Consider the following 14,470-nt stretch of genomic DNA (forward strand, 5'->3'; position numbering starts at 1 on the left):
ATCTTCTTATTAAGGAAGGTGCTTTTTTCATTACAACAATGTAATCTTCATGTCACCTTTATCGATCGTACCAAACCTTTCCATTCATTATACTAAAAGTATAAAGTGACACTTTAATTAGTGAGGTACCAATCATGAAATGAACGTATAGCATTCAATTGATATATAAAGGAGAATGTGACATGAAACAAAACAAACGAGCTATGCTTTTAATATTTACTACAGCGATTGTAACTTCTGGGTTAGCAATTTTACCTTGGTTTATTATATAAAACTATTCCCCTAATAACGAAAAAAAGCTTATTGCTTCTTAAGAAGCAATAAGCTTTTTCTATATTATAAAATCCCCAAAATTTTATTTACACAACTTATAATAATAACCATAGATACGGCAATGCACATGACAACCGTATTACGGTCTTGCTTTTCTTTTTTTGAAATTTCTTCTTTTGGATTCATATGTATGATCTCCTAAAAAAAAAAGTGTGAGATAGGAAATTTTTCTTATCCGATGCGAGGTGAATACGAAAACCCTCTCTATCTCACATACACAATAGAATGGAATTGTCATTTTATAAATAAAATGACATGACGTTATGTCGCAACATAGGGTATTTTGTGTCGCTACGTTTTCTATTATAAAAAATAGTTGTGCAAAACTAGTGCATTTTTTATGTCAATTACTCTGAGCGAAAAATAACTCTTCGACTCAATCACATAAAAAGAGTTTTTTATTATTTTCATGTAAACTATACAAGTAGAATGAACAGTTTGGGGTGCACAATATTATGGTTAAAATTTTATTAGTAGACGATGAAGAACGCATGTTACGATTATTAGATCTGTTCTTAAGTCCTCGTGGCTATTTTTGTATGAAAGCTACCTCTGGCCTTGAAGCACTAAAGTTAATAGAACAAAAAGACTTCGATATTATTTTGTTAGATGTTATGATGCCGAATATGGATGGATGGGATACTTGCTATCAAATCCGTCAAATTTCCAACGTTCCAATTATTATGCTAACAGCTCGTAATCAAAATTACGATATGGTGAAAGGCCTCACTATGGGCGCGGATGACTATATTACAAAACCCTTTGATGAGCATGTATTAGTTGCACGAATTGAGGCTATATTACGCCGTACAAAGAAAGATGGATTTGTTAGCTTCAATGGTATCGAGTGGGATAAAACGAAACATACTGTCACAGTATATGATGAAAAAATCTCACTAACGCCTATCGAGTTTTCATTACTTGGACTATTTTTACTAAATACAAACCGTGCTTATAGCCGAGATGATTTAATCGAAAAAATTTGGGGTTATGAAACAGACATTGAATATAGAACAATCGATTCACATATTCGCAATATCCGCGATAAATTACGTAAAAAAGGATTTCCAGTTGAAAATTACTTAGAAACTGTTTATAAAGTCGGATATAAATGGAAAAGTGAATAATTACTTCGGTCAGTGGACATTAGTATACCACTGACCCTTTATATGAAATAAGGTATGGTGAGGAAATGAGTAAACTTTCACTTAAAATTGGGACATACTTTTTAATATTAGCTTTATGTATTGAAACAATTGCTTTCGTATCTTTTTACAAAAGCATTTCAACAATGCGCATTGAGGAAGAAACACTTGCTCTTTTAGAAAAAGGTAATCGCTATAGTAATAAAATTACAAACCGCACAAAGTGGAGTGCCATTGCTAAAGAAAAGAAATACCTCGAACGCGCTGGATACAATAAAAAGCCTAACCGTCCTATGTATCCAGAGTTCGATATCGCGGATGAAGCTGAACACTTAGTAGAATCAGAATTAATTGCTAACTCTGATATAGCCATCATAATTACAGACAATAATGGCAAAGTCATTTCCACTTCAGAACCCGTAACAAAGGCAATGCAGAAACAACTTACTTGTAAAACAGAACCTATTCCAAAAGGCGGATTAATCGTCGAAAAGAACTGGAAAAAATCAAAATTCATCACTACGGTAAGCCCGCTGGAACTTCAAGGATTTCAAGGTAAGTTGTATATGTTATTAAAGACATCTTTCTTAGAAAATATGTTACTTAAACTCATGAATCAATTTCTTATCATTAGTGTTTTGACAATTATTTTAACGACTATTTCTGTCTTTGTTTTTTCTCGTGTTATTACAGAACCGCTTATAAAAATGAAAAGGGCAACAGAAAAAATGTCAAAATTAAATACACCAATTCAATTAGGTATTAAACGGAATGATGAACTTGGAAGTTTAGCAAAAACGATTGAAGATTTATCTAGTGAACTGACTTATATGAAAAAAGAACGCAATGAATTTCTCGCTAGTGTTGCCCATGAACTATTAACTCCATTAACCTATATGAAAGGTTATGCGAAGGTAGCAAAGAGAGACTCTTTAACGAAAGAAGAGCGTGAAGAATACTTACAAATCATTGAGGATGAAACAGATAGTGTAACCGATCTCGTCCAAGATTTATTTATGCTGGTGCAATTAGAACAACACCAGTTTGTTATAAAAAAACAAAAAGTGATTCTTCAACCATTTTTAGAACGAATGGTTGAAAAAACAAAAACAACATTAACTAACAAACAAATGCAACTCCATGTATATTGCAAAGATGATTTAGAAGTTTGCATAGACGAAAGACGTATGGAACAAGTTATGTTAAATTTATTACACAATGCTTATCAACATTCGCCAGAAAACACATCTATTACGATACGTGTACTCATGGAAACAGATTATTTTACAATAAATGTAGACGATGAGGGAGAAGGTATTCCTGAAGAAGATATCCCGCATATTTTTGATCGTTTTTATCGTGTTGATAAATCGAGAACGAGAGCTACTGGAGGAAAAGGTATCGGGCTAGCTGTTGCAAAAGAAATTGTAGAATTGCATAACGGTTCCATTCTAGTAACAAGCCAATTAGGAGTAGGAACAAACTTTAGAATCGAGCTACCTTTTGAATAAGATGCGTGTGAAAACACCAGTAGTAGTAAACACTACTGGTGTTATTTTGTTCATAAAATCAGCTCATATAAGCTAACCTTTTGAAATTATTCTTATTTCAATATAAAATAAAGTAAAACTTTAACCAATCGGGCATTTACGGGCAGTTATCTCCCACCTAAATTCCGCGCATTCGCCGGATTTTAAAGTTGGATTCTTACTGCCCGCAAATAGCGGGGTAAAGGTACATTTGCAAAGATTTGGAGGGTGATATAATTGGATATCCATGTATTAACAAAAGATGAAGCAGAAATTTACTTAGAACTTCGTGTAGAAGGATTAAAGCAAAACCCTGAAGCTTTCAGCTCTTCTTATGAAGATATTATTAATAAAGAGTGTGCGATTGAATATAAAGCACAAAAATTAGCACAGGATGAAAACTATACGCTAGGTGCATTTAAAGATGGACAATTAATCGGAGTTGCAACGCTGGAAACGAAACCATATGTAAAACAAGAACATAAAGCTAAAATTGGTTCTGTATATGTGTCTCCAAAAGCACGCGGACTTGGAGCAGGAAAAGCACTTATTAAAGAATGTCTTGAACTTGCTAAATCTTTAGAAGTAGAACAAGTTATGCTTGATGTTGTTGTTGGCAACGATGGTGCGAAGAAACTTTATGAATCATTAGGTTTTAAAACATTCGGTGTACAAGAACGTTCACTGAAATATAACGGACAGTATTGGGACGAAGAGCATATGGTCTTATTCTTAGATGAAAATAAATAATAAAAAACATCCTCATTCTTGGAGGATGTTTTTTACTTTCTTGTATACCATGCCTTATGTAATAATTGAACCGCTTTCGCAATTTCGTCTTCTGATAAAATTGCAAACCCAAGTAAAACTACATTTTCAGGCGCAGTACCGTCTTTATAGTACGTAGAAACAGGATATATTTTAATACTATATTTTGCTGCTTCTTGAATGAGTTCTTCTTCTCGCATTCCATTATGCACTTTTAATAAAATGTGTAATCCAGAATCTTCTCCTATCACTTCAACACGATTAGAGAAATACTTTTCTATTTCAAAGACGAGTCGATCCCTCTTTTTTCGGTAGACGACGCGCATTTTATGAATATGTTTTTCCCAATAGCCTTCATTTAAAAACTTTCTAATCACTTCTTGGTCCATTCTTGAAACACTTTGTGTATAAAACAAATATTCCTTTTGATATTTTTCAATTACATTCTTCGGTAATACTATATAGCTCATCCGTAATGAGGGCAACAAAGCTTTTGAGAGCGTCCCCATATAAATAACTTTCCCATCTGTATCTAAACCTTGTAGTGCCGGAATTGGCTTTCCTGAATAACGAAATTCACTATCGTAATCATCTTCAATAATATACCTGTCTTCCTCTTTCTTCGCCCATTGTAAAAGCTGCGTCCTTCTCGTAATAGGCATAATCATTCCATATGGGAATTGATGAGATGGAGTTACAAATACAACATTCGCATCGCTATTTTCTAAATCTGCCATACAAATTCCGTCTCTATCTAAAGACAACATTTGAACCTTCTTCTCTCCCTGTTCAAAAACGACCATTTTCCTATGATAACCTGGATTTTCAACAGCATAATTACTTCCCTTCAACAATTGAAAAAGTAACTTCACTAATATTTGTGTTCCCGCCCCTAATACAATTTGACTAGCTGAGCAACGTACACCTCTAGATTCATACAAATAGTTCGCAATTTCCTCCCTCAGGCTCAATTCCCCTTGAGGGTGTCCAAGAAAAAGCAACTCATTATTATGTGGTTGCCATACATCATTTATAAGCTTGCGGTACGTAGTGAACGGAAACGTATTCGTATCAACCCCTGTTTGGGTGAAATCAAATGTATAGTTCTCCTCCCGAAACGGTACTTCTTCTACTTTCTCTTCACTTCCTTCTACATAAATCATTTGTTCAACTTTACATACAAAATAACCTTTTCTCGATGCTGACTCAATATAACCTTCTGCAAGTAATTGCTCGTAAGCCGCTTCTACTGTATTCTTACTCACTTGTAAATAGCTTGCCAGCTTTCTTTTTGCAGGTAATTTTGTTAAAGCCGGAATCGTTCCATCTTTAATCTCTTTTTTTATATACTCATACAATTGCACGTACAATGCTCTTTTACTATTCACATTTAAATTAGGCGTTAATTCTAACATAATATCTGACCCCTTAATAAAACTAAAATCTGATACTTTTTACAGTACCAGAAGTTATATATAATTCCTTGTATCATGTCACACATAAAAAATCAAATACCGGAGAGGAGAAACATGATAATGAACAATGGTAGACGTATCGGACTCATTATGATTATTATAGGGGCTACATTATGGGGATTATCTGGTCCAATGATTCAGTGGCTATTTCAGCATACTAATGTATCCTCAATTGATTTTTTAACAATTCGCTTGTTGCTTGCAGGAATATTTATTTTGTCTTTCTTACTTATAAAGAAACAAAACATATTTCAAATTTGGAAACATCCTAGACATTCTATACAACTTATTATTTTCTCTATTCTCGGCATGCTCGGTGCGCAATACGCCTTTATTGAAACAGTTCATATTAGTAACGCCGTTACAGCGACATTATTTCAATTTCTTGGCCCTGTTCTTATTACCATTTATGTCGCATTTGGACAAAAAAAATTCCCAGCTTCTATGCAACTGCTCGCAATTATAACAGCACTAACGGGGACATACTTTATTATTACAAATGGTTCAATTGAAAATATTGTTTTATCAAAAGAAGCCATTATTTTTGGTCTATTAACTGCAATTGGATTTGCATTTTATACCCTTCATCCAGCCTCTCTTATTAAAGAATGCGGAACAACTGTAGTAATTGGCTGGGGAATGTTAATTGGCGGTATTGCCCTGCTTATTTGTAATCGCTCGTTTGAATGGAATCAGCTTTCACAAACTTTTACATCAAGAACTTTTTCTATGCTTATTCTTATCATCATAAGTGGCACTCTTTCTTTCCTCCTTTATATCGGTAGTCTGAAATATTTAGCAGCAACAGAAACGAGCATTTTATCTAGCATTGAACCACTTGTAGCTGCCATCGTTTCAATCGCTTGGCTAAATGAATCCTTTGGAGCATATCAATTATTAGGCGGCGTATGTATCGTTCTTTCTGTTATTTTCTTAACGATGCCACAAAAAGAGAATGAACCTACCTTTTCAACTGAACAAATATAGAAAATGTCAAAAGAGGTCGTACAAAACTTACGACCTCTTTTTATACTTTAAAGGAATTGTCCCGCTTTCTAGCAAATACAATTACACTAACAATAAAATTTAGGAGTGTGACACCATGAAAAAAATCGGAACTATGCTACTTTTCTCTTTTCTCATCGCTGGATGCACACAAGCGCAACCTGATTCAGAAGCACCTAAAAAAGAAGCCATCGCAACGTCATCCACTCAAGTTAATGCACCTTCCTTCTTTCATCTTAGCGTTTTAAAAGATGTAAATTGGGAAGAAACACCCTCCTTCATACAAGAAAAAATACCTTTAAAAGGTATCGAAGAAAAAATCGCAATGGCTGATAGTCCTATTATCGCAAATGAAAAAAATGAAATAATGTGGTACTTTTTAGATCCTGAAATGCCAACTGGAAAACTATCTATTATTGCACTAAAACAAGGATCAATAACTCCAACACCCGTACTCTTTCAACAAGAAACTCCCAAACCAACTTGGACTACTTCAAATACAATTGATTCTACTACAAACGAACTCCCTCTCACTATGTCACTACCTTCATCTGGATTATGGATATTAAATATATATGTGAATGAAAAATATTATGATCAGTTTTTAATTACCGCTGAGTAAAGTGACAAAACTAAAACACTTTCTTACAACAATGTAATTTCTACGTCATGTACTTCGATAGTTGAAGTATCTCTCTTCTCTTATACTTAAAGTAAGAAATGACACGAGGAGAGATGAGAGATGAAAAAAATGATAGAAGTAATCGTAGCAGTAACTGAGGTTTTAGTAAATGGTAAACAAGTTGCAATGGAATTAAATAAATAGTGAAGACACACAAATAAATAATTTTACACTTCTTCATTATTTTGATTTCTTATCTCAAAAAAGCAGTGCCTTTTTAGGCACTGCTTTTAGCTATTAATAACTTGGTATTTTCATAATTTGCGCCACACCTGAATCAATGGCCGCTTTCGCTACAGCTTCCGCAACACTTGGAACAACTCTTTTATCTAACGGATTCGGGATTACATAATTCGCATTACGTTCTTCGTCCGTAATGATGTTAGCGATCCCATATGCTGCCGCTAATTTCATCTCTTCTGTAATATCAGTCGCGCGCACATCTAACGCACCACGGAATATCCCTGGGAACGCCAATACATTATTTACTTGATTCGCATAATCCGAGCGTCCGGTTCCTACTACAGCTGCCCCAGCCTCTAATGCATCCTCTGGGAAGATTTCTGGAATTGGATTCGCCATAGCAAACACAATTGCTTTCTCATTCATCGTTTGTACAAGTTCTTTCGTTAATACGTTAGGAGCAGATACGCCAATAAAAATATCAGCTTGATGAATCGCTTCTTTTAACGTTCCACGCACATATTCTCGATTTGTCTTTTTGGAAACTTCAATTTGTGCTTCGTTCATCCATGATTCACCTTCACAAACAATACCTTCTAAGCTAACTAACGTAATGCGCTTTGCACCAACTTTTAATAATAATTTTCCAATTGCAATTCCTGCCGAACCCGCACCGTTAATAACAATTTTCACATTATCCATTTGTTTGCTAACAACTTTTAATGCATTAATAACAGCTGCTAAGACGACAATAGCGGTCCCATGTTGATCATCATGGAATACAGGAATATTTGTTTCTGCTTTTAATCGCTTTTCAATTTCAAAACAACGTGGTGCCGCAATATCTTCTAAGTTAATTCCTGCAAACGTAGGCTCTAAATTTTTCACAAGAGTAACGATTTCATCCACATCAGTCGTACCTAAACATAACGGGAAAGCATCTACATTCGCAAATTTCTTAAATAAAATACTCTTCCCTTCCATAACAGGCATAGCTGCTTTCGGTCCAATATTCCCTAAACCAAGTACCGCTGTTCCATCTGAGATAACTGCCACCATATTACCGCGTGCCGTATAGTCATACACTGTTTCTTCATCCGCCGCAATTGCTTTGCAAGACTCCGCTACACCTGGTGTATATGTCAGGCTTAAATCATCCGCTGAATTTACTTCTACTTTACTTGTAATTTCAATTTTCCCTACTAATTCTTTATGCAGTAACAATGATCTTTCATTAATTTGATTATCTAACATACTTATAATCTCCCCTTAAATTGACAAGCTAGCTATATAAATATAGCTAGCTTGTTTGATCATGAAAACATTTTCAATAAAATTGTCGCTGTTACAACCATTGCTGCCCCGCCTAAACGTGTTGAAATTTGCGCAAACGGCATTAATTCCATACGATTTGAAGCTGATAAAATAGCAACATCTCCAGTTCCACCTAAACCACTATGACATCCCGTTACAATTGCTGATTCAACTGGATACATTTTCATCACTTTCCCTACAAGAAAACCTGATGCTACCATTGTAAGAACAACTGATGCGCACACAACAACATATCCTACTGAAAGAACTGCTGCTACGTCTTTTAACGGAATATATAGCAATCCTAGTCCAACCATTAACGGCCAAGTTAAATTCTTCGAAATGAATTTATATAAATGGAATGCTCCTTGCTCCATTTTTGCCGGCATTAATTTAAAGTATTTCACAAGTGCTGCTGAGAAAATCATAATGATTGCCCCAGGAATACCGATGAACTTAGAAGCAAATCCTCCGAAGATGAAGAACGTACACGCAATTAATAAACCTGCTCCCATTAATGAGAAGTCAATTGGCTTCTCTGTATTTTGTTCTTTTAATAGCTCTGCTTGATTGTCTGTTTTCACTAATACACCGTTACCACTAAGCTCCGGTTTCTTCTCACCTAAACGCTTCATATACCCTGCACTCACGATTGCGAACATATTTCCAATAATAGCCGCTGGAATAAGTTGTGATACAAACGTTGCTGATGATTCATTTAAAATATCACTATAAGCTAGCGACAATGGTAAAATCCCTTCTCCAATACCACCACTCACAATTGGTACGATGATAAAGAAGAATGTTTGCTTCATTTCAAATCCAAATAGTGAACCGACCAATAATCCTACCGCTACAGAAGCTAACGTCCCTACTACTAAAGGTATAAACATACGAACGAAACCTTGTACTAATACTTTACGATTCATTCCTAAAATACTTCCGACTACTAAACAAGAAATATATAAATATAAAAAGTTCGATTTTTTCATTAACATAGTCGCAGCTTCCATTGAAGCTGGATTCATCCAGTTAAAAAATACAAGTAATGATGGAATAAATAATGAAAGTATTGCCGGGCCGCCGATATTTTTTAAAATTGGAATTCTCATTCCAATGTCGCCTAAGAAAATACCCATGATCATAATAACTGCAAATCCACCAATCATATCTGCTGGCAATTTATTATATACAGATGCCCCATAAATAATAGCAGCCAATACTACATATAACGGTAAAGGTATAACACCGATTTTTACATTCATAATTTTAGAAGCGAAAGATTCTCTTTGTACTTCATTTCCTCCAGAAAATGATACCGCTTCCACATTCTTTTGAATTCCCATATGGCACCTCCTTGTTTTCTTAATAACAATATTAAAACGCTTTCAATAGTAAAAATAGTTTTTGTAAGTTTTGTAATTGATTTTGTAATTAAAAAAAGTATAAGCGACTTATAATAAGTCGCTTATACGTAAAACTCTATTTTATTTTGGTCAATACATCTTAATTTACTCACTGGTCTTCCTACATGTTGATACACCATTTCGTTTTCTAATACTCCAATTTCAGTCAAAAACATTACATACTTTCGAATAGAAACTCTTGAAACTCCAACTAATTGCGCCATTTCATCTGTTGTAAACGCTCGTCCATTCAGCGACTCGATCTTTTGCCAAATTAATTGCATCGTTTGCTTCGTTAATCCTTTGGGAAGCTCTTTAGTGACAGTAGGCTCTCTTTTTTCTTTTTGCAAAATTAACGAATCTAATTCCGATTGACTAATTTTTTGTTGTTCTTTCATGAAAGTAAGCTTTTCTCGATATATAGTTAACGCCTTTTTAAATCGTTCAAATGTAAATGGTTTAATTAAATAATCTACTACACCATATTGTAATGCTTTTTTAATACTCCCCATATCATGTACAGCTGAAATCATCATAATATCGATTTCTTTTTCTTGGTTCCGAATATACATTAAAAGCTCAAATCCAGTTTCTTCAGGCATAAAAATATCAAGTAATACTAAATCTACTCGTAATTCCTCTAATACTTCTATCGCTTCTTTAACGGAGTTAACTGCTTGAACAAGTTCAAACCCTCCTACTTGCTCTAAATAATGCGTATTTAACATTGCTACCATCGGGTCATCTTCTACAATTAAAACTTTAATCATATTTGCCTCTCATCCCTACCTTTAGGTATTTCAATTGTTATCGTTGTTCCCTTTCCTACTAATGAATGCATATGAATTTCCCCATTTATTCGCTGTATACTTTCTTTTACAAGATACAAACCATAACCACGGTTATCTCCCTTTGTGGAATAACCTTTCGTAAATAATGCCCCTATTTCTTCTTCTGGTATACCTTTCCCCGTATCTTGTACTGTAATGATTAACGTATCCCCATATTGTATCTCAAGTTCAACTTGCTTCTTTTCACAATTCATCACTGCCTCTAATGCATTATCAATTAAATTTCCGACAACCGTAATTAGTTCATGAATAATACTTTCATCATCTATTTCCGGCATGTAAGAATCTTCACTTATGATTAATTTTATATTTTTCTCTCTAGCATAGCTAAGTTTCCCAAGTAAAAAACCAGCAAATACTGGACTTTTTATTCTCTCCATAACCCCACCAATTTCATATTGATGCTCTGATACCATACCGCTTATATACTTCTGTAATTCTTCATACTGCTTCATGTGTGTAAGTCCTAATACGACATGCATTTTATTCATAAATTCATGCGATTGTGCCCGTAATGCTTCCGCATATAGTCTAATACCAATTAATTCTTCTGCTAATTTTCTAACCTCTGTTTTATCACGAAATGTTGCAATTGCACCAACTATTTCTCCTTTTACATATAAAGGAACACGATTCGTCACAATCGTAATTCCATAAATATTTTGTTCTTCGTTTAATTGTACCTCTCCCGTTTGTAATACTTCTTTTATACGTGAATTAGGCATATACAACTCAACATCTTTACCGATAAAATCTTCCTCAAGTCCACTTTTCTTAAACAATCGTTTTGCCTCATTATTTATTAAAGTTACATTGGCTTCTTTATCTACAGCAATAATACCTTCCTTTACAGATTGTAGCATCGTATTTCTTTCTTCAAGAATTTTCGCTATCCTGTGAGGTTCAAGACCGAATAAACTTTTCTTTATATGTCTAGCTAGCAATATTGCTCCTATAATTCCAACTAGTACTCCAACTCCGACACCAATGTAAATGATATGTCTACTTTCCCTAACTCTCTCTTTTACATTATCTGCTGAAATACCAACGGCCACCGCTCCAAGTTGTTCACCTGTTTCAGAAAATACAGGTACAAACACTCGCATTGAAATACCTAAAGTTCCTTCTGCCAGCGATACATGTTCCTTTCCTTTCAATGCAGGCCCTTCATCTCCCCCAATAAAATGATAGCCTATTTTTTGAGGATTTGGATGTGATTTTCTTATTCCATTCATGTCCATAACTACAATGAATTGAACACCTGTGTTTTTTAATATTCTATTTGTATACGTTTGGATTGCAGAAGTATCTGCCTTCCCAATCAAACCATCGATTACAATTGAATCATTCGCCACAATGTGTGCAATTGTTTTTGCTTTCTCTGCTTGGCTATCCTCCGTCGTCCGTTCTACATTATGACTAATTAATATATCTGTCACAAGTAAAGAAAAAATTACAACTGTACAAACTAACAATGTAATCGTTTTCCATAAATTCCATAGTCTTTTTCTTTTTTTCATCCCGTTAATGACTCCCCTAATTGCTGAATAGAAAAATAAGTAAGGTGAAAATAATATCACCTTACTTATCTGCTGTTATTATACTTTAAATTTACTAGTCATCGCTTGTAGTTCTTCGGCCATCCCAGCTAAGTTTTGCGAAGCTGAACTAATTTCTTCCATTGAATTCACTTGTTCTTCTGCTGAAGCAGCAACACTTTGCATACTAGCTGTATTTTCTTCTGCAGCCGCTGCAATTTCATCAATAGCATTTGTCACTTCATTTGCATCTCCAGCAATTCTCTTCGTTGTTTCTACCATTTGATTAACTTGAGAAACAATATGTGTAGTAGAACTTAAAATTTCCGTAAAACTTGCTTTCGTTTTTGTTACAACATCAAGGCCTTGTTGAACTTCTCCATTCACATTATCCATCGCCTTAACAGTATGTTCAATATCCGCCTTAATTTCTGCAATTAAATTTGCAATCTCTCCAGATGATTCTCCTGATTGCTCCGCTAATTTTCTAACCTCATCAGCTACAATAGCAAACCCTCGGCCCTGTTCACCTGCTCTTGCCGCTTCAATAGCCGCATTTAAAGCTAATAAGTTCGTTTGAGTAGCGATGTTTTGAATCGCTTCAGAAATAGCTCCTACCTGCTTTGATTTCTCATCAAGAAGTTTAATAATAGCATCTGACTCGGATACCGATTTAGAAATAGACTGCATTTGTTTTGCTGTTTGTTCAACCAATTCTTCCCCTTCTTCAGCTCTTTCTCTCGCATGTAATGAGGAGATAGAAATTGATTCCGCGCTTCCAGTTACATCTTGAATTGCTGTATTTACTTGTTGTAATGTAGCCGCACCTTCTTCAACACCTTGACTTTGTGATTCAGCCCCACCTGATACTTGTTCCATTGCAATTGTAATTTGATCTGTCGCATCATTTGCTTGCTGTACGCTCGCTGTTAACTCTTCAGCCGATGCAGCGACATGTTCTGCTGAAAAACTAATTTGAGTAATCACATCTTGTAAAGAGGCAGACATTTCATTAAATGAATTCCCTAATTTCCCTATATCATCCTTGGAATGGATTGTAATTTTCTCTGTCAAATCTCCCTTACTAATTTTATATGCCGAGTCAGCTATTTTTCTTAATGGTCTTGTAATAGACTTTGTAATGAAATAAATTAATACACTACCAAATACAATAGCTATAGCAATGACAATCAAAGTCTTATAAAACACTGGATTCGCAGCTTGGGTAATTTCTTCGTCGAACATAACCCCGACTACTTTCCATCCTGTTTTCTCATTTGTTGCAAAGATTAAATTCTTTTTATCACCTTGTTCTGTATAAGACACATTTCCTTGTTTTTCTTCATAAATTGGTTTAATCCACGGATCAGTAACTTTTGCACCTGGTTTTCTAGATGGATGACTAACAATTTGCTTATTTTGATCTAGAATAACTGCATAACCTTTTTCACCAATGTTAATCATTTTGGAAATTTTTAAGATGTTATCTAAATTTAAGTTAATTCCTATAACACCTTTACCATCTTTTACTTCTTTAGCAATTGTCACTACCATATTTTTAGTAGATGCTGATTGATATGGTGCAGTAACAATTACTTTCCCTTTATTTTCATGTGCTTCTTTATACCAAGATCTATCTGTTGGATTATACCCATCAGCCATTTGAATAAATGGTTCTCTTATAAACTTTCCTGCCTGTGTTCCAATATAAATACCTTCTACTTCTGGATGAAGTTTTATATATTGCGTTAACTTCGTTCTTACTATTTCTTCTTGTCCGTTTGGATATGTATCCTCTGTTAAAATGTCTGCAAAGTACGCCGCATCAACAAATTTCTCTTCTATATTTTGAGAAATAACAGTATTTAAAACTGAAATATTCTCCTTTGCTTTACCTGTAATTTGTTGTTCAAAATTTGTTTTGGCAGTTTGATATGAAACACCACCGATAATAAGTCCTGGTATAGTTAAAATAAGAAAAAATGAAATGATTAATTTTTTCTTAATACTCATACATTTAACCCAGTTAAATATTTTTTGCATAATAATCCTCCTTTATGTAATGTGGATACTTGTGTAATTTTATACAAGTAACATATATAAAACAATATATAATGATAACATGTAATTTTTTTGTCAATTATGCATTTTTACATATTCACTACTTCTAAATATTTAATCATAAAAAATAAGAGAACCTCAGCTTATATAATAAGCTGAGGTTCTCTTATTTCTTAACAA

General features: G+C 34.3%; 12 protein-coding genes and 1 pseudogene. 5 read left to right on the forward strand and 8 right to left on the reverse strand.

Annotated features, from left to right (window positions below; translation table 11 throughout):
* Window positions 1–336: 336 nt before the first annotated feature.
* On the reverse strand, window positions 337–459 hold the full coding sequence (locus QCI46_RS24480; protein WP_001068388.1) for a hypothetical protein: 123 nt from the start codon (window positions 457–459) through the stop codon (window positions 337–339).
* Window positions 460–788: 329 nt separating this feature from the next.
* Here QCI46_RS24480 and QCI46_RS24485 point away from each other — a divergent pair, with 329 nt between their 5' ends.
* The 3 genes from QCI46_RS24485 (at window position 789) to QCI46_RS24495 (ending at window position 3,757) form a co-directional block, all read left to right on the forward strand.
* A complete protein-coding gene (locus QCI46_RS24485) occupies window positions 789–1,460 on the forward strand; it encodes a response regulator transcription factor (RefSeq protein ID WP_063261618.1) in 672 nt (223 codons plus the stop codon).
* 65 nt (window positions 1,461–1,525) lie between these two features.
* Complete coding sequence (locus QCI46_RS24490; protein WP_353841640.1) at window positions 1,526–2,989, forward strand: sensor histidine kinase; 1,464 nt, start codon at window positions 1,526–1,528, stop codon at window positions 2,987–2,989.
* A gap of 255 nt (window positions 2,990–3,244) precedes the next feature.
* Window positions 3,245–3,757: a GNAT family N-acetyltransferase gene (locus QCI46_RS24495; protein WP_000351216.1), complete on the forward strand. Its 513-nt coding sequence runs from the start codon at window positions 3,245–3,247 to the stop codon at window positions 3,755–3,757.
* A 32-nt stretch (window positions 3,758–3,789) separates the two neighbouring features.
* Here QCI46_RS24495 and pdxR read toward each other — a convergent pair whose 3' ends face one another.
* Entirely contained in the window at window positions 3,790–5,190 is a 1,401-nt protein-coding gene (gene pdxR / locus QCI46_RS24500) for a MocR-like pyridoxine biosynthesis transcription factor PdxR (protein WP_353841641.1), read from the reverse strand.
* Window positions 5,191–5,310: 120 nt separating this feature from the next.
* Here pdxR and QCI46_RS24505 point away from each other — a divergent pair, with 120 nt between their 5' ends.
* Both QCI46_RS24505 and QCI46_RS24510 read left to right on the forward strand, forming a co-directional pair.
* The gene (locus tag QCI46_RS24505) at window positions 5,311–6,237 is read left to right on the forward strand and encodes a DMT family transporter (RefSeq protein WP_327958238.1); all 927 of its coding nucleotides are present in this window, start codon (window positions 5,311–5,313) and stop codon (window positions 6,235–6,237) included.
* A gap of 115 nt (window positions 6,238–6,352) precedes the next feature.
* A complete protein-coding gene (locus QCI46_RS24510; RefSeq protein ID WP_353841642.1) occupies window positions 6,353–6,877 on the forward strand; it encodes a DUF4871 domain-containing protein in 525 nt (174 codons plus the stop codon).
* A 297-nt stretch (window positions 6,878–7,174) separates the two neighbouring features.
* Here the strand turns inward: QCI46_RS24510 and QCI46_RS24515 are convergent, their stop codons facing one another.
* The 6 genes and pseudogenes from QCI46_RS24515 to QCI46_RS29940 all read right to left on the reverse strand — a co-directional run.
* Window positions 7,175–8,374 carry an NAD(P)-dependent malic enzyme gene (locus QCI46_RS24515; RefSeq protein ID WP_353841643.1) on the reverse strand — a complete coding sequence of 400 codons (1,200 nt, stop codon included), beginning with the start codon at window positions 8,372–8,374 and terminating at the stop codon, window positions 7,175–7,177.
* A gap of 59 nt (window positions 8,375–8,433) precedes the next feature.
* The gene (locus tag QCI46_RS24520) at window positions 8,434–9,780 is read right to left on the reverse strand and encodes a 2-hydroxycarboxylate transporter family protein (RefSeq protein WP_000512729.1); all 1,347 of its coding nucleotides are present in this window, start codon (window positions 9,778–9,780) and stop codon (window positions 8,434–8,436) included.
* Between the two features lie 122 nt (window positions 9,781–9,902).
* On the reverse strand, window positions 9,903–10,610 hold the full coding sequence (locus tag QCI46_RS24525; protein WP_098090699.1) for a response regulator: 708 nt from the start codon (window positions 10,608–10,610) through the stop codon (window positions 9,903–9,905).
* A complete protein-coding gene (locus tag QCI46_RS24530) occupies window positions 10,607–12,211 on the reverse strand; it encodes a sensor histidine kinase (protein WP_353841644.1) in 1,605 nt (534 codons plus the stop codon). The genes QCI46_RS24525 and QCI46_RS24530 overlap by 4 nt, the downstream gene beginning before the upstream one ends.
* Window positions 12,212–12,289: 78 nt before the next feature.
* Window positions 12,290–13,237 (reverse strand): methyl-accepting chemotaxis protein, encoded by a 948-nt coding sequence (locus tag QCI46_RS29935; RefSeq protein ID WP_483299033.1) that lies wholly within the window; start codon window positions 13,235–13,237, stop codon window positions 12,290–12,292.
* Window positions 13,229–14,272, reverse strand: a pseudogene (locus QCI46_RS29940) (HAMP domain-containing protein); the annotation flags it as partial. The pseudogene QCI46_RS29940 and the gene QCI46_RS29935, both read right to left, overlap by 9 nt.
* Window positions 14,273–14,470: the final 198 nt, after the last annotated feature.

This window comes from Bacillus cereus group sp. RP32 (assembly GCF_040459735.1).
Classification (GTDB): Bacteria; Bacillota; Bacilli; order Bacillales; family Bacillaceae_G; genus Bacillus_A; species Bacillus_A wiedmannii.